At 67.2% G+C, this 14,896-nt stretch carries 15 protein-coding genes; 1 reads left to right on the forward strand and 14 read right to left on the reverse strand.

Annotated features, from left to right (window positions below; genetic code table 11):
- Nucleotides 1-2: 2 nt before the first annotated feature.
- From KVT39_RS28965 to argS, 14 genes are all read right to left on the reverse strand, one after another.
- Complete coding sequence (locus tag KVT39_RS28965; protein WP_217590757.1) at nucleotides 3-374, reverse strand: hypothetical protein; 372 nt, start codon at nucleotides 372-374, stop codon at nucleotides 3-5.
- Nucleotides 371-1,519, reverse strand: a complete 1,149-nt coding sequence (locus KVT39_RS28970; RefSeq protein WP_217590758.1) for a flagellar basal body P-ring protein FlgI — start codon at nucleotides 1,517-1,519, stop codon at nucleotides 371-373. Before KVT39_RS28970 ends, KVT39_RS28965 begins: the two co-directional genes overlap by 4 nt.
- The gene (locus KVT39_RS28975) at nucleotides 1,513-2,145 is read right to left on the reverse strand and encodes a flagellar basal body L-ring protein FlgH (RefSeq protein WP_217590759.1); all 633 of its coding nucleotides are present in this window, start codon (nucleotides 2,143-2,145) and stop codon (nucleotides 1,513-1,515) included. Before KVT39_RS28975 ends, KVT39_RS28970 begins: the two co-directional genes overlap by 7 nt.
- The gene (locus KVT39_RS28980) at nucleotides 2,142-2,906 is read right to left on the reverse strand and encodes a flagellar hook-basal body protein (RefSeq protein WP_217590760.1); all 765 of its coding nucleotides are present in this window, start codon (nucleotides 2,904-2,906) and stop codon (nucleotides 2,142-2,144) included. The genes KVT39_RS28975 and KVT39_RS28980 overlap by 4 nt, the downstream gene beginning before the upstream one ends.
- A gap of 1 nt (nucleotide 2,907) precedes the next feature.
- Nucleotides 2,908-3,600, reverse strand: coding sequence for a flagellar hook-basal body protein (locus KVT39_RS28985; protein WP_254640678.1), 693 nt, complete (start codon nucleotides 3,598-3,600; stop codon nucleotides 2,908-2,910).
- Nucleotides 3,601-3,639: 39 nt separating this feature from the next.
- Nucleotides 3,640-5,742 (reverse strand): flagellar biosynthesis protein FlhA, encoded by a 2,103-nt coding sequence (locus KVT39_RS28990; RefSeq protein WP_217590762.1) that lies wholly within the window; start codon nucleotides 5,740-5,742, stop codon nucleotides 3,640-3,642.
- Nucleotides 5,739-6,803 (reverse strand): flagellar biosynthesis protein FlhB, encoded by a 1,065-nt coding sequence (locus tag KVT39_RS28995; protein WP_217590763.1) that lies wholly within the window; start codon nucleotides 6,801-6,803, stop codon nucleotides 5,739-5,741. The genes KVT39_RS28990 and KVT39_RS28995 overlap by 4 nt, the downstream gene beginning before the upstream one ends.
- Nucleotides 6,803-7,561, reverse strand: a complete 759-nt coding sequence (locus KVT39_RS29000; RefSeq protein ID WP_217590764.1) for a flagellar biosynthetic protein FliR — start codon at nucleotides 7,559-7,561, stop codon at nucleotides 6,803-6,805. Before KVT39_RS29000 ends, KVT39_RS28995 begins: the two co-directional genes overlap by 1 nt.
- 3 nt (nucleotides 7,562-7,564) lie before the next feature.
- A complete protein-coding gene (locus tag KVT39_RS29005; RefSeq protein WP_217590765.1) occupies nucleotides 7,565-7,831 on the reverse strand; it encodes a flagellar biosynthetic protein FliQ in 267 nt (88 codons plus the stop codon).
- Nucleotides 7,832-8,097: 266 nt separating this feature from the next.
- Nucleotides 8,098-9,693: an ABC transporter substrate-binding protein gene (locus tag KVT39_RS29010; RefSeq protein ID WP_217590766.1), complete on the reverse strand. Its 1,596-nt coding sequence runs from the start codon at nucleotides 9,691-9,693 to the stop codon at nucleotides 8,098-8,100.
- 352 nt (nucleotides 9,694-10,045) lie between these two features.
- Nucleotides 10,046-10,819 (reverse strand): SDR family oxidoreductase, encoded by a 774-nt coding sequence (locus KVT39_RS29015; RefSeq protein WP_217590767.1) that lies wholly within the window; start codon nucleotides 10,817-10,819, stop codon nucleotides 10,046-10,048.
- Nucleotides 10,820-10,838: 19 nt separating this feature from the next.
- Nucleotides 10,839-11,477 carry a thiol:disulfide interchange protein DsbA/DsbL gene (locus KVT39_RS29020; RefSeq protein WP_034179171.1) on the reverse strand — a complete coding sequence of 213 codons (639 nt, stop codon included), beginning with the start codon at nucleotides 11,475-11,477 and terminating at the stop codon, nucleotides 10,839-10,841.
- Nucleotides 11,478-11,546: 69 nt separating this feature from the next.
- Nucleotides 11,547-12,446 (reverse strand): SPOR domain-containing protein, encoded by a 900-nt coding sequence (locus KVT39_RS29025; RefSeq protein WP_217590768.1) that lies wholly within the window; start codon nucleotides 12,444-12,446, stop codon nucleotides 11,547-11,549.
- Nucleotides 12,447-12,550: 104 nt separating this feature from the next.
- Entirely contained in the window at nucleotides 12,551-14,332 is a 1,782-nt protein-coding gene (gene argS / locus KVT39_RS29030) for an arginine--tRNA ligase (protein WP_034179169.1), read from the reverse strand.
- Nucleotides 14,333-14,533: 201 nt separating this feature from the next.
- On the opposite strand from argS, the gene KVT39_RS29035 reads away from it, so the two are divergent.
- Nucleotides 14,534-14,857, forward strand: coding sequence for a DUF1840 domain-containing protein (locus KVT39_RS29035; protein ID WP_034179168.1), 324 nt, complete (start codon nucleotides 14,534-14,536; stop codon nucleotides 14,855-14,857).
- Nucleotides 14,858-14,896: the final 39 nt, after the last annotated feature.

Here is a 14,896-nt window from a genome sequence, read left to right on the forward strand (position 1 = left end):
GGTCAGCCTCCACGCACCGCGAGCTGCCTGAGCTGCAGCGTGCGGGCGACCACGTTCGCGAGCAGCGTGTAGCGCGCCGACGTCTGCGACGCGTCGGCGATTTCGTGATCGAGCCGAACCGTGTCCGGCGACACGAGCGTTTGCGGCCGGACGGCCTCGACACGCTCGCGTCGTACCGTGTCCGTATCGCCCGGCCGCGTGGCTGCAGCGGCCGACAGCGCGTCCTCGAACGTCACCCGCAGCGGCGAAAAGCCGGCCGAATTCGCGTTCGCGACGTTGTGCGCGATCGCGGCCGAGCGTGCGTACAAGCCGTCCATCGCCTTGCCGGCGATCGCGGCTACCCATTCCATCGACATCGCTAGTTCCTCCTTCATTGAATGACGAGTTCCGCATACAGCGCGCCTGCCGCCTTGACGGCCTGCAGGATCGCGATGACATCGCGTGTGCCGATGCGCGCTTTCGAAAGTGCGTGGACCAGATCGCCGACGGTGCCGCGCGGGAACGATATGGCGACGGTCTGGCCCGCTTCGTCGACCGACAGTTCGCTATTGGCGATCACGAGGCTGCGCACGTCGCGTCCGGTCAGCGTGACGAAGTTCGGCTGCGATGCCGAGTACTCGGTCGTGACCGATACCCGGATGTCGCCGTGCGAGATCGTGACGGGCGCGATCCGCGTGTCTCCGCCGGCGACCACCGTGCCGGTGCGCTCGTTGACGACGACCCGCGAGCGCTGGTCCGGCGCAACCGACAGCGCTTCGATGCGGGCGACGAACGCGGTGAGTGCGGCGGGATCGGCGGGCGCGTCGATCTCGACGGCGTCCGCGCCGATCGCGCGCGCGACCTGCGTTCCGAGCGTGCCGTTGACACGCTGGGCGATTCGTTGTGCGGTGACTGGATCGGGCTCGCCGAGTACGAAGCGCAACCTGCCGTCCTGCGCGGCGAGCGCGGCGCGCACGGTGACTTCGACCGTGCCGCCGCGCGGCACGATGCCGACCGTCGGATGGTTCTTCAGTTTCAGGTTGCCGTTCGCGTCGTACCGGTAGCCGCCGACCGACACGGGGCCTTGCGCAAGCGCATAGATCTGCCGGTCCGGCCCGCGCAGCGGCGTCATGATCAGCGTGCCACCCGCAAGGCTGCGCGCATCCCCTATCGACGTGACGTTGACGTCGATTGCGTCGCCAGGGTGCGCGGCGGGCGGCAGCGCGGCCGTGACCATCGCCATCGCGACGTTGCGGCTCTGGATCTGCTCGTGGCCGACGACGAGGTCGAACTGCGACAGCAGGTTCGCAAGCGCCTGACGGGTTGCCTGGTTGCGCGGCGAATCGCCGGAGCCGGCGAGGCCGGTCACGATGCCGTAGCCGACCAGCATGTTGTCGCGCCAGCCGAGGAAGCGGCCGATGTCCTTGAGCCGCACCTCCGCACTCGTGCTGGCTATGGCCGGCGGCGCGCAGGCGACGACGAGCGCGAACGCGATGAGCAACTGCGCGTGGCGCAGCGACAGGAAGAAGCGGGTCACCATAGGCCGAGCCATGCGAGAAAGCGCGGAATGAGCCCGGGCCGCGTGCGGTCGGTGATGAAACCGTCGCCTGTGTAATCGATGCGGGCATCGGCGAGCCGGGTCGACAGCACGGTGTTGCCGGGGCCGATGTCGATCGCGCGCACGCGTCCGTTCAGGCGGATGCCGGTTTTCTCGCCGTTGACGTCGATGCGCTGCTCGCCCGCGACGACGAGGTCGCCGCCCGGCAGCACGTCGACGACGGTGGCGCTCAGTTGTGCGAGCAGGCGGCCGGTGCGCTGGATCTGTCCGCGTCCGCCGTAGTCGTCGCCCGCGCCGACCTGCGCGCGGTTGTTGCCGGCGTAGAGCGTCGAGACGCTGCCGTTGAGCGAGAAGCCAGCGCGCGTCGACGTGTCGGCCGTCTGGCTCGCGCTCGACTGCTCGTAGACGAGGACCGTGACGATATCGCCGATTGCGCTCGCTCGGCGATCGGCGATCAGCGGCCGGAAGTTGTCCGGTTGGTAGAGCGCGTCGGCGCGGGCGGACGGCGCCGTCACCAACGTGCTGCAGGCGATCGTCGCAGCCGCGGCGAGGCGGTATGGACGCGCTGCCGCCGCGCGTGCGCGGCGGTCGTTCGTGAACCGGCTCATCGCTTCAGTCCGTTCGCGATGGCCATCAGTTCATCGCCGACTTGCACGAGCTTTGCGCTTGCGGCGTACGCGCGCTGGTAGAGCATCAGGCCGGCGAGTTCGTCCGCGAGCGCGACGTTCGATGCTTCGCTGAAACGCTGCGCGAGCGTGCCCGTGTTGTCTTCGCCGGGACGTGCGCGGATGACGGCGTTGCCGTCGTCGGCGAGCCGGTAGGTTCCATCGCCGAGCGCCTGCAATGCGCGCGGATCGGTGAGCTGCACGAGCTCGACCCAGCCGATCTCGAGCGGTGCGGCCTGGTTCGGGACGACGGCGAGCACTTGTCCGTCCGGCGTGATCTCCAGACGCTCGGCGTCTCGCGGCACCGAGATTGCCGCTTTCAGCGGGACGCCGTTCGACGCGCGCAGATAGCCGTCGTCGCCGACGCGCAGCCGGCCGCCGCGCCATAGCACCGAGTCGCCCTGGCCCGCGTCGAGCTCGATGAAGCCGTTGCCGCGGATCGCGACGTCCCAGGCATCGTCCGTTCGCCGCAGCGTGCCCGGCGAGAACACCGGGCGCATCGACGCAGACACGCCCGCGCCGTCTGCGCCGCCGGCGCCCGGCCGGGACGAGGACCGGCCGCTCGAGGCCAGCAGCGCCGAGAAATCGACCGCGCCGCGCTTGAACGCGGGGGTATTCAGGTTGGCGATATTGTTGGCCGTCGTGTCGACGGCGGTTTGCTGGGCGACGAGACCTGTCGCGCCGATGTAGAACACATTGTTCATCTCACATGCCTCCGAGGCGTTGCAATACGGTGCCCATCAGGTCGTCATACGCATGCACGAGCTTTTGTCCGGTTTCGACGCGGCGCATCGCCTCGACGAGCCGCACCATATCGTCGGCGGCATTGACGTTCGAGGCCTCGACGAAGCCCTGGGCGAGCTGCGCCGTGGCGATCTGCGTCCCGTGTGCGCTGTCAGGCGCGTACAGGCCGTTGGCGATACGCCGCAGGCGAGACGGTTCATCGAAGGCCACGACGCGGATCGTCGAGGTCGAAACGCCGTGATCGATCACGGTGCCGTCCGGATCGACGCGCCAGCCGTCCGTGCTCACGACGACATCGCCATCCGTGCCCTGCAGCGGCCAACCGCCCGCGCGCGTAACCACGCGGCCGTCGGGCGCGCGCCGGAACGTGCCGGCGCGCGTGTAAGCGGTGCCGGCGTCGGTCGCCACCTCGAAGAAGCCGTCGCCCGCGATCGCGAGGTCGAACGGGTCGGCGGTATGGACGAGCCGGCCAGCCGAAAAGTCGGTGACATGGTGGGTCGTCGGCGCGCTGACGGCGTTCGACGCATGGTTCGCCAGCATTTCCTGAAAGGCGACTTCGCGTCGGTAGCCGGGCGTCGCCACGTTCGCTAGATTGCGTGTGGCCGTCTCCAGGCGCCGCGTTTCGAGCGAGATCAGGTGCATCGACAACGTCATCAGGTCATCCACGGGAATTCCTCGGGAGCGGTGCTGCGTCTAAACGGCGAGAGACGGGGTTGGCGAAGACTGCGGCGAACTGGCGGGCGAAGAAGATGGCGAAGCGGACGGCGGATCGATGCCGACGGTCGCGAACGCGCGTAGCGCGACGATGTCCGGAACTTCGTTGACCGACAGCACGACGAGTCGCGGCGCGACGCGACGGGAGAAGGTCTTGAGCGAGCGTCGGATATCGGTCCGGCACAGCAGCGCGGGCGTGTGCCCTTGGCGCATCATCGTTTCCACCTGCGCGAGCAGGCGGCCAAGGAAGGGCTCGGCGATCCGCGGATCGAGCACATGCGCGCCGTGACCGTCGGCGCCGGCAAGATTGCGCGCGATCTCGGCTTCGAGCGCCGGATCGAGCGTCAGGACCGCGAGCGCGTCGCGATCGCCTTGCGCGCGCTGGCAGATTGCGTGGCCGAGGCGCTGCCGCACCGCTTCGACGAGCAGCGCTGGGTCTTTCTCGCGCCGCCCGACGTCGGCGAGCGTCTGCACGATCAGGTCGATGTCGCGGATCGGAACCTGTTCGGCGAGCAGTCCCTGCAACACCTGCTGCACGTCGCCGACAGCCAGCACGTTCGGCACGATCTCGTCGACGAGGCCGGGCTGGCGTTCGCGCACGCCGTCGAGCAGCGCGATCGTTTCCGTTCGCCCGAACAGGCGCGCCGCGTGAACCTTGACGAGCTCCGTGACGTGCGTCATGAGCGCAGTGACGGGATCGACGCACGTGTGGCCGAGCGCCTTGGCGCGTTCTTGCAGCCCGTCGTCGATCCAGACAGCCGGCAGGCCGAACGCGGGGTCGCGCGTGATGGTGCCGGGCAGTGTGCCGGTGGCGCCGGCGGGATGAATCGCGAGCGTACGGCCCGGATACGTCGCGGCTTGTCCGAAGCGGGTGCCGAACAGGCGTACTTCGTATTCGTCGGGGGGCAGATGTGCCGAATCGCGGAACACGACGGCGGGTGCGACGAAGCCGCTGTCGTCCGCGTACTGGTCACGAAATGTCGCGATGCGCTCGGCAAATTCCACCTGCATCGGCTGCCAGGCAGCCGTCAGCGCCGCGCCGAACACAACCTCGACTGCGGGTAGCGCTGCCGGGGTGTCGGCATGCGGGAGCGTTGGGGGCGGCGTGCCGTCTTCTTCCGCCGCTGCGCGCCGCTCGCGCGTGCCGGCCCAAACACCGAACGCGGCGAGCGCGAGTAGCGCGGCGGGCCACTTCGGCATGCCGGGCAGTGCAACGAGTCCCGTCAGCGCCGCTGCGACGAGCAACTGGATCTTCGGGAAGCGCGCGAGCTGGCGCAGCGCCTCGTGGCTCAGCGCGCTGTCGGCGGACGAACGGGTGACGATGATCCCGGTCGCGACGGAGATGATCAGCGCGGGCACCTGCGTGACGATGCCGTCGCCGATCGTGAGCAGCGTAAACGTGCGGACGGCCTCGGGGAACGGCATGCCCATCTGGGCGACGCCGACCGCCCATCCGCCGAGAATGTCGATCAGCAGGATGACGATGCCGGCGATCGCGTCGCCCTTGACGAACTTGCTCGCGCCATCCATCGAGCCGTAGAAGCCCGCTTCGCGCTCGAGCGTCTTGCGGCGATGCTTCGCTTCATCCTGATCGATGAGGCCCATGTTGAGATCGGCGTCGATGCTCATCTGCTGACCGGGCATCGCATCGAGCACGAAGCGGGCGGCGACCTCGGAGACGCGCTGCGCGCCATTGGTGACCACCACATACTGGACGACGACCAGGATGAAGAACACGATCAGACCGATCACGTAGTTGCCCTGCACCGCGAATTCACCGATTGCGCCGATCACCTGGCCGGCATCGGCGCCGGACAGGATGAGGCGCGTCGCCGCGACGTTGAGCGACAGGCGGAACAGCGTCGCGATCAGCAGCAGCGACGGAAACGTCGAGAATTCAACGGGGCGGGTCACATAGAAGGTCAGCAGCAGAATCGTGAATGCGAACGCGAAGTTGATGATGATCAGCAGATCGAGCGCGGCGGCGGGAATCGGCGCGAACAGAATCAGCAGGATTGCGCTCGCCGCGAACACGAGCGCGAGATCGGACTGGCCGCGCAGCCGGTGCCTGAGCCAAGTCATCGGGCCTGCTCCTGCATGCGACGGACGCGTAGATAGACGGCGGCTGTCGCGGAGAACAGCTGGCACGGGATTTCGCGCTCGAGCGCGCCGCGGCGAAACAGCTGACGTGCGAGTGCCGGCTCCTCGACGATCTGTACGCGATGAACGAACGCGAGTTTTTTGAGGCGCAGCGCGAACTCGCCCGCGCCTTTCGACACGACAGTTGGCGCGGCCATCTCGGCCGACGCATAACGGAGTCCGACTGCGTAATGCGTCGGGTTGGTCACGAGCACGTCCGCGCCACGCATGCCGCGCAGGCTGCGGGAGCGTTGCAGCAACTCGCGCTGCAGCTGCTTGCGGCGCTGCTTGATGCGCGGATCGCCCTCGTGCTGCTTGAATTCCTGTCTGACCTCGTGCCGGCTCATCCGCATCTGTTTCGCGAACCGTCGCCGAACGATCGCCTGATCGAGAACCGCGAAGAACGTGGCAGCGATCAGCAATTGCACGGCGAGCGCGGACCCGGCCGAGCCGAGCGCGCGGGCCAGGCCGGGCATGGTCAGCCCGGCGTGCGTCGCGGCGCGCACCGCATCGGCGATGCACCGCCAGGCGAGCGCGCAGTAGACGACCAGCTTGACGCAGGCTTTCGCGGCGTCGATGACGATCTGCATCGAAAACAGACGCTTGATGCCGGCCGCCGGATTCAGTCGCGAGAAGTCGGCCTTCAGTGCGTCGGGTGCGAACAGGAAGCCTGCCTGCGCGAGCGCGGCGACGAGCGCGCCGCCTACCGTGGCGGCGATCAGCGGTGCGACGACCGCCACCCATTCCGGCAACAATGCGCCGAACCAGTGCTCGATCGCGCGTCCGTCGACCGCGATGCCGGGGGCGTCGTTCAACATGCGCGTCGTGAGCGCGGCGAGTCGAGTGACCATGCGCTCGCCGGATAGCCACAGATAGCCGGCGCAACCCGCGATGGCGAGTACGATGCCAAGCTCCTGGCTACGGGGCAAGAGTCCTTTCTTTCTAGCCCGGGTGAGCTTGTGGCGCGTCGCCTGTTCGGATTTTTCCTGTTCCTGGTCGGCCATCAGTTTCCCCCAAGGGCAAAGGGAAATTCGAGCGCCGCGCGCAGCAGCCGCAGCACGACGGGCGCCAGCAGTCCGATCGACAGCGACGTGACGGCGATCGCCGCGATCGCCTTTACTTGCAGACCCAGCATCAACGCATTCATTTGCGGGAGGGTGCGCGACAGGAACGCAATCGACAGGTCGATCAGGAACAGCGCGAGCATGGCGGCAGCGACGGCGCCGATGCCGATTCCCATCACGACTGCGAAATAGCCGATGAACGCCTGCGGTGATGCGATGACGCGCGCGGTGCCGGGCGGCATCCGGTCGATCGAAGCTGCGATGAGCCGCAGCAGCTCGAGATGCGCGCCGCTCGCGAAGAAGATCGCGCCGGCGCCGAGCCTGAGGAGCGTGCCGAACAGCGGTGCGCGTTCGCGCGAACCGGGATCGATGATCATGGCGAGGCCGAATCCCGCCTGCACGTCGAGCGCGCGCCCGGCGAACGATAGTGCGGCGAATGCCGCCTGAAACGGAAATGCGAGTGCGAATCCCAATGCGAGTTCGGAGATGGCGCATTCGACGAGCGCCGCTTGATTGTCGCGAAGAACGTCGGGAAGCGGCGTGGCGAATGCGCCGGCCAGCGCGAGCGCGAGGCAGATACGAATTCGTGCCGGGATGCGAAGCCGGGCGAAGGGCGGCGCGAGCACGAGCAACGGCCCGATGCGTAGCGACAGTAGTAGTGCGGCCGTCGACCAGCCGACGAAGGATTCGGCTGTCATCGCTCAGCGGAGATCGGCGATGCCGGTGAACAATGTGGTGGTGAAGCCTGTCAGGCGACCGAGCATCCACGGGGCGAGCGTCACGATCACAACGCCGGCGACGATGAGCTTCGGCACGTAGCTCAGGCTCATCTCCTGTAATTGGGTGACGACCTGAAAGATGCTGACGAGCAGACCGACAATCAGCGTCGCGGCGAGCACGGGGCCGGCGATCAGGGCGCTGTTCCAGACGAGCTGCGCGAGCAGCTGCAATGCTTGGCTTTCCGACATCGGCCATCTCCGTTGCTGAATAAGTCTTCGGCTATTAGTTAGTGTTGCGATGTTTCCGAAGCAGCAGAGTGTATAGGCCGACTGGCCAGCTTGATATCTGACAAATACTAAATCAACTCTATTTTTACTAGTTTTTTATTGAATTTCGGTGGGAATGTTAATTGACTCAATTTGATTAAATCTAATTGAGTCGAGCGAGATAAAAAAAGCCCGGCGATTAACGCGCCGGGCTCGATTTCAAATGAGGAAGCGACGATCGCGTCGAATTACTGCACGGACACCGCCGTGAAGTTCTGCCGTCCGAACGGGCTCACGCGATAGCCGCTCACGTTCGCGCGCGTGAGCGCCGCGGCGGTCGGGTAGCCGAGCGGGATCCACAGCGCCTGGTCGTGGATGATCTTCTGCGCGGCTTCATACAGCTTCGTGCGCTTGGCCTGGTCGGCGGTCGACTTGCCGTCGACGATCAGCTTGTCGAGCTGCGCGTCGCAGAAGCGCGCGAAGTTGATGCCCGACTTCACCGCATTGCAGCTGAACTGCGGCGACAGGTAGTTGTCCGGGTCGCCGTTGTCGCCGGCCCAGCCCATGAACAGCATGTCATGCTGGCCGAGCTTCGCCTGCTTGATCAGCTCGCCCCATTCGATCACCTTCACGTCGGCCTTCACGCCGATCTTCGCGAGGTCGGCCTGCAGCAGTTCCGCGCCGACCTTCGGGTTCGGGTTCAGCACGCTGCCGGTCGGGCGCGTCCAGATCGTCGTCGAGAAGCCGTTCGGGAAGCCGGCCTGCGCGAGCAGCTGCTTCGCCTTCGCGGGATCGTACGCATACGGCGCGACGTCCTTCGCGTAGCTCCACGTGTTCGGCGGATACGGGTTGTTCGCGGCCGTCGCGGTGTTGTCGAACACGACCTTCAGGTAGGTCGCACGATCGAACGCGAGGTTCAGCGCCTCGCGCACCTTGTCGTTGTCGAGCGGCTTCTTCTGCGTGTTCAGCGCGACGAACGCGGTCATGAACGCGGGCGTCTGCACGACCTTCAGCGCGCTTTCGCCCTTCGCGGCGAGCACGTCCTGCGGCTTCGGCGACAGCGCGATCTGGCATTCGCCGGCCTTCACCTTCTGCAGGCGCACCGACGGGTCGGGCGTGATCGCGTAGATCAGCCGGTCGACCTTCGGCTTCGCGCCCCAGTACGTCGGGTTCACGTCGTAGCGGATCAGCGCGTCCTTCGTATAGCTCTTCAGCACGAACGGGCCCGTGCCGACCGGCTTCGCGTTCAGGTCGGCCTGCTTGCCGGCCTTCAGCAGCTGGTCCGCGTATTCGGCCGAGTAGATCGACGCGAAGCCCATCGTCAGGATCGGCACGAACGTCGCGTTCGGCTCGTTCAGCACGAACTTCACGGTGCTGTCGTCGACCTTCGTGACCGACTTCACGAGTTTCACTAGGCCCATCGACTGCGCGTGCGGGAAGCCGCTCGCGCCGGCCACCTTGTGCCACGGGTTCGCATCGTCGAGCATCCGCGTGAACGTGAATACGACGTCGTCCGCGTCGAGCGCGCGGCCCGGCTTGAAATAGTCGGTGGTCTGGAACGCGACGTTCGGGCGCAGGTGGAACGTGTAGGTGAGGCCGTCGGCGCTCGCGTCCCATTTGTCGGCGAGCGCGGGCACGACCTTTTTCGCGGCTTCGTCGTACGACACGAGCGTGTTGAAGATCACGTCGGCCGATGCGTTGGTCGTGACGAGCGAGTTGTACTGCACGACGTCGAAGCCGTCCGGGCTCGATTCGGTGCAGACGGTGAGCGGCTTGGCGGCGGCGAGGCCGGGGGCGGCGAGTGCGGCGGCGACCGCGGCCGCGGCGAACAGCTTGACGTGCATAGGATCTCCCACGTGGCTTGTGCTTTTGCTTGGTGACGGGATGCAGGCGCGGCCCGGAAGCGGGCGGGCCGGCGCGGCTGGCGAACAGCATAACGTCAAAGCGTGCGGCGCGTGAAAAAAGGCGCCGGAACGCAGCGAATTGACCGAAAAACGGCTGCGTTCGCGACGGAACGGGTGTTGATGCGGCGGAAGGTGCTGCGGAGGCGGCGGGTGGGGAGGGGAGGTCGCGGCGCGTCGGGGCGCGCGGCGGGATCTGCGCGGACGCCGCGGGAAGTGCCGCGAAATCGAAGCTTCAGCGCGGCGATGCGGCGATGCGGCCCGGCGCGTGTCGCGCGGGCCGGCCGCCGATTCGTCAGTGCGCGCCGGCCTTCGGCTTGCGCGGCGCCTTCTCGAACAGGCGGTCGTACAGCCAGCGCGGCAGCACGTGCAGCACCTTCGCGACGACGCCCATCTGCCACGGAATCACGCGGAACGCGTGCTGCCGCGCAATCGCTTTCGCCGCGCGCCCGGCGAAGCGGTCGGCGTCCATCAGGAACGGCATCCGGTACGGGTTGTGCGCGGTCATCGGCGTGCGGATGTAGCCGGGTGCGATCGTCACGACGCCGACGCCGGCCGGGCGCAACTCGACGCGCAGCGATTCGAGATACTTGATCGCGGCCGATTTCGACGCGCTGTACGCGCCGGAGCCGGGCAGGCCGCGCACGCCGGCGACGCTCGCGACGCCGACCAGCGTGCCGTGGCGCGCAGCCGTCATCGGGCCGACGAACGGCTCGAACGTCGCGACCATCCCGTAGTAGTTGATGTCCATCACGTTGCGGAACGTCGCGAGATCGCCCTGGCCCGTGACGGCGCCCTGGCTGATGCCCGCGTTCGCGATCACGACGTCCGGGCAGCCGTGCGTCGCGATGAACGACGCGGCGGCCGTCGCGAGCGCGTCGGCATCGCGCACGTCGGCGGAATAGACGGAGATGGACAGCTTGGGGAAACGCCGCGCGAACGCATCGAGCGCCTCGGTGCGTCGCGCGACCAGCGCGAGCGTGGCGCCCTGGCGGGCGTATTCCTCGGCCATCGCGAGGCCGAGGCCGCTCGACGCGCCGGTGATGAAGACCTTCAGCGGAGTAGTCATGCCGGCGCGCGGGTGGGGATCAGAGCTTCTTGTCCTGAACCTGCTTCACGAGGAAGTCGAGCACCTGGGCGGTACCCGGGATGCTGTTCGTGTAAGCGGGGCCCGTCTTGTACTTGCCCTGGACGACGACCGTCGGCACGCCGTCGATCGCATAGTTCTTCAGCAGTTCGGCCGATTGCTTCACCTGGCCCTGCACGCTGAACGAGTTGTACGCGTCCATGAACTGCTTCTTGTCGACGCCCTGCGTGGCCAGGAAGTCGGCCTGCGCCTGCGGCGTCAGCAGGTAGTTCTTCTGCTTGTGGATCGCGTTGAAGATCGCCGGCGTGACCTTCTCGGAGATGCCGAGCGCGGACACCGCATAGAACAGCTTCGAGTGCGGGATGAAATCGTCGCGGAATGCGACCGGCACGCGCTTGAAGTCGATGTTGTTGCCCTGCTTCTTCACCCAGGCCTCGATCGTCGGCTCGAATTCGTAGCAGTGCGGGCAGCCGTACCAGAAGAACTCGATCACCTCGACCTTGCCGGCCGGCGCGGACACCGGCTGCGGCGACTTCATCACCTCGAAGTCCTTGCCGGAGGCGGGCGCGGCAGGCGTTGCCTGGGCGAAGCCGGCCGCGAGGCCCAGGGACAGAAGGAGCGTGCTAAGCAGTTTTTTCATGTTGTGAACGTCGAATCAGTTGCTCGGGTTACGAAACGTAACGGGTTCTGCGTGGGCTCGACCGGCTGCCTACTGCTTCGTGAAGCGGATCACCGCCGTGTCGACACCTGCATCGGACAAGCGCTGACGGGCCGAGTTCATATCCTCGAACTTCGAGAACGGGCCGACGCGCACGCGGAAATAGGTCACGCCGCTGACATCGCGCTTCGACACCTTCGACTCGAAGCCCTGGAAGCCGAGGCGCGCGCGCTGCTGCTCGGCGTCGCCTTCCGTCTTGTACGCGCCGACCTGCAGGAAGTAGCCGGTATTCGCGTCGTTCGCGGTCGGCGGCTTTGCTGCCGCGGCGGCGGTGGCCGACGACGTCGGCTTCGGCGTGTTCGCGGCCTGCTGCTGCTGTTGCTGCTTTTGCGCGGCGGCCTGCTGCGCCTGCTTCTGCGCGGCGAAGCGCGCGAGGTCGTCCTCGCCGGCCTGCTGCTGCTGTTGCGGCGGCGGCGTCTTCTTCGGCGGCGTGGTGTCGGCCGGCTTCGGCGCGACGGCGACGCCGTTACCCGACGACGTATTGTTCGATGCGGTCGTGTTGCTCGAGCTGCCGGTGTTGTTCGAGCCGCTCGACCCGTTGGCCGACGGCGGCACTTCGACGATCTGCGGCTCGGGCAACAGGCCGCCCTGGGTCTGGTTCGCGGCCTGGCCGGGCGCGGTGTTGGGCGGCGCGGGCTGCGCGGCCTGCGGCACCGGCTGGCCGGGCGTCTTGCCCTGCAGCGCACGGTTCGGGTCGAACTGCTGCGGCTGGCTCGCGCCGTTGTCGGCCGGCGGCGGCGCGACCTTCGACACGAACGGCGACGGCGAACGCGTGATGTAGAGCGCCACCACCACGGCGATCGCGAGGCCGACGATCAGGCCCAGCACGATTCCAAGAAATGTCCCTCCGGCTTGTTTCGATTGTTTCGAAGTGCGGCGTGGTTGTGCCATTGCTTGAGTCACCTGCAAAAAGAATCGTGAAAAGGCTGCGGCAGGCGCTCCTGCGGCGGGCGCTGCCGCGGCCATTCGCTGCCCGGTTCGGGCCGCTTGCGTCCTTACATCTTGGCGGGCGCGGACACGCCGAGCACCGCCAGGCCGTTCTCGAGCACCTGCCGGGTCGCGGCGAGGAGCGCGGCGCGCGCGTTGCGCGGCGCTTCGTCGTCGACCAGCACGCGCTCCGCATTGTAGAACGAGTGGAATTCGCCAGCGAGATCGCGCAGGTAGAACGCGACCGCGTGCGGCGCCAGCTCGTTCGCCGCGTGCGTGAGCATGTCCGGATACTCGGCGAGCTTCTGCATCAGCGATGCGGCCTGCGCGCTCGTCAGTTGCGACAGGTCGGCGCCCGGCAGTTGCGCGGCGTCGACGTTGTAGCGCGACTTCAATTCGTTGAGCACCGAGCAGATCCGCGCATGTGCGTACTGGACGTAATAGACCGGGTTCTCGTCGTTCTGTTTCAGCGCGAGGTCGATGTCGAACACGAACTCGGTATCGGCCTTGCGCGAGATCAGGAAGAAGCGCACCGCGTCGCGGCCGCGCGTGATGGTCGCCTCGTCGATCAGGTCGGGCGCCGCTTCCTGGCCCGCCGCCGCGCCGCCCGACCATTCGATCAGGTCGCGCACCGTCACGTAGCTGCCCGCGCGCTTCGAGATCTTCACTTCCTGGCCGTCGCGCATCACGGTGACCATCTTGTGCAGCACGTAGTCGGGATAGCCCTTCGGGATCCCGATGTGCAGCCCCTGCAGGCCCGCGCGCACGCGCGCGATCGTGCCGTGGTGGTCCGAGCCCTGGATGTTGATCACCTTCGTGAAGCCGCGCTCCCACTTCGTCACGTGGTACGCGACGTCCGGCACGAAGTACGTGTACGTGCCGTCCGACTTGCGCATCACGCGATCCTTGTCGTCGCCTTCGTCGGTCGTGCGCAGCCACAGCGCACCGTCCTGCTCGTAGGTCATGCCGGCCTTGATCAGCGCGTCGACCGTCTTCTCGACGCGGCCTTCGCTGTACAGCGACGATTCGAGGTAGTACTGGTCGAACTTCACGCCGAACGCCTGCAGGTCCATGTCCTGCTCGCGACGCAGGTACGTGACCGCGAACTTGCGGATCGCGTCGAGATCCTCGACGTCGCCCGCGCCCTTGACGGGCTCGCCGTCCGACGCGGCGACCGTTTCGCCGTTCAGGTAGTCGCGTGCGATGTCGGCGATGTATTCGCCGTTGTACGCGGCTTCCGGCCAGCCCGCGTCGCCCGGCTTCAGGCCGCGCGCGCGCGCCTGCGTCGAGATCGCGAGGTTGCCGATCTGCACGCCCGCGTCGTTGTAGTAGAACTCGCGGTGCACCGCGTAGCCCTGGCTCGCGATCACGTTCGCGAGCACGTCGCCGAGCGCGGCCTGGCGGCCGTGGCCGACGTGCAGCGGGCCGGTCGGGTTCGCCGACACGAATTCGAGCAGCACCTGCTTGCCTTTCTCGCGATCCGACGTGCCGAACGCGCGGCCCTGGTCGAACACGGCGGCGATCACCGCCTGCTTCGCGGCGGCCGACAGGCGCAGGTTGATGAAGCCGGGGCCGGCGATTTCTGCGGCTTCGACGAGCCCTTGCGCGGCCGGCTGCGCGGTGAGCGCGGCGACGATCTGCTCGGCGAGCTGGCGCGGGTTCGCGCCGAGCGGCTTGGCGAGCTGCATCGCGACGTTGCACGCGACGTCGCCGTGCGCGGCGACCTTCGGGCGCTCCAGCGTGATGGCCGGGGCGACGAACGCTGCGTCGGCGCCTTTCAGCGCGTGTGCGACCTGCTTGACGCTATCCGCGAGCAGGGCTTCGAGGGTCTGTTTGTGTGCTGGCAGCATGCTGGTAGAAGGCTTCGTTGGTGGCGGCCGGAAACGCCGGGCCGCCGGCGCGCTTTTTAAGCGCGCGTTTCAGGGATCGCAGAATTTTAACAGGTGCTAATATGCCGCTCAGGCGCCCCGCGTCCGCGAGGCCGGACGCCGGTCTGCCGGCGTTCCCCCAACCTCGCCGCGCAGGCACAACAAGATGAAAAGGGAATTGTCATGATTACGTTCAAGAGCAAGGCGGCACAGGATCTCGACGTGCTGAAGGATTTCGCGGTGTATGTGCTGGGCCTCGTCGGCAAGCAGCTGGGCGAGCGCGGTGTGATTACGCACGACGAGCTGGACCACGCGATCGCGAAGCTGGAAGGCGCAGTCGCGCAGGCGAAGCAGGCGCGCGCCGAGCACGCCGGCCATTTCCACGAGGACGAAGCCGATCACGCGCACCACGAAGTGCCGCCGAGCCTGGCCCAGCGCGTCGCGCCGTTCCTCACGATGCTGCGCGAGGCGAAAGCCGGCGAAGCCGACGTGCACTGGGGCTTCTGAGCTTCGTTGCCCGGCAGTACGAAAGGTTAGTAAGGCAGG

Source organism: Burkholderia sp. GbtcB21 (genome assembly GCF_019091065.1).
GTDB classification, from domain to species: Bacteria; Pseudomonadota; Gammaproteobacteria; order Burkholderiales; family Burkholderiaceae; genus Burkholderia; species Burkholderia pyrrocinia_C.

Excerpts from the sequence above, each read along its gene's own strand:
- KVT39_RS28965 (WP_217590757.1), bottom strand. The coding sequence starts at position 374 with ATGAAGGAGGAACTAGCGATGTCGATGGAATGGGTAGCCGCGATCGCC.
- KVT39_RS28970 (WP_217590758.1), bottom strand. The coding sequence starts at position 1,519 with ATGGTGACCCGCTTCTTCCTGTCGCTGCGCCACGCGCAGTTGCTCATC.
- KVT39_RS28975 (WP_217590759.1), bottom strand. The coding sequence starts at position 2,145 with ATGAGCCGGTTCACGAACGACCGCCGCGCACGCGCGGCGGCAGCGCGT.
- KVT39_RS28980 (WP_217590760.1), bottom strand. The coding sequence starts at position 2,906 with ATGAACAATGTGTTCTACATCGGCGCGACAGGTCTCGTCGCCCAGCAA.
- KVT39_RS28985 (WP_254640678.1), bottom strand. The coding sequence starts at position 3,600 with ATGACGTTGTCGATGCACCTGATCTCGCTCGAAACGCGGCGCCTGGAG.
- KVT39_RS28990 (WP_217590762.1), bottom strand. The coding sequence starts at position 5,742 with ATGACTTGGCTCAGGCACCGGCTGCGCGGCCAGTCCGATCTCGCGCTC.
- KVT39_RS28995 (WP_217590763.1), bottom strand. The coding sequence starts at position 6,803 with ATGGCCGACCAGGAACAGGAAAAATCCGAACAGGCGACGCGCCACAAG.
- KVT39_RS29000 (WP_217590764.1), bottom strand. The coding sequence starts at position 7,561 with ATGACAGCCGAATCCTTCGTCGGCTGGTCGACGGCCGCACTACTACTG.
- KVT39_RS29005 (WP_217590765.1), bottom strand. The coding sequence starts at position 7,831 with ATGTCGGAAAGCCAAGCATTGCAGCTGCTCGCGCAGCTCGTCTGGAAC.
- KVT39_RS29010 (WP_217590766.1), bottom strand. The coding sequence starts at position 9,693 with ATGCACGTCAAGCTGTTCGCCGCGGCCGCGGTCGCCGCCGCACTCGCC.
- KVT39_RS29015 (WP_217590767.1), bottom strand. The coding sequence starts at position 10,819 with ATGACTACTCCGCTGAAGGTCTTCATCACCGGCGCGTCGAGCGGCCTC.
- KVT39_RS29020 (WP_034179171.1), bottom strand. The coding sequence starts at position 11,477 with ATGAAAAAACTGCTTAGCACGCTCCTTCTGTCCCTGGGCCTCGCGGCC.
- KVT39_RS29025 (WP_217590768.1), bottom strand. The coding sequence starts at position 12,446 with ATGGCACAACCACGCCGCACTTCGAAACAATCGAAACAAGCCGGAGGG.
- argS (WP_034179169.1), bottom strand. The coding sequence starts at position 14,332 with ATGCTGCCAGCACACAAACAGACCCTCGAAGCCCTGCTCGCGGATAGC.
- KVT39_RS29035 (WP_034179168.1), top strand. The coding sequence starts at position 14,534 with ATGATTACGTTCAAGAGCAAGGCGGCACAGGATCTCGACGTGCTGAAG.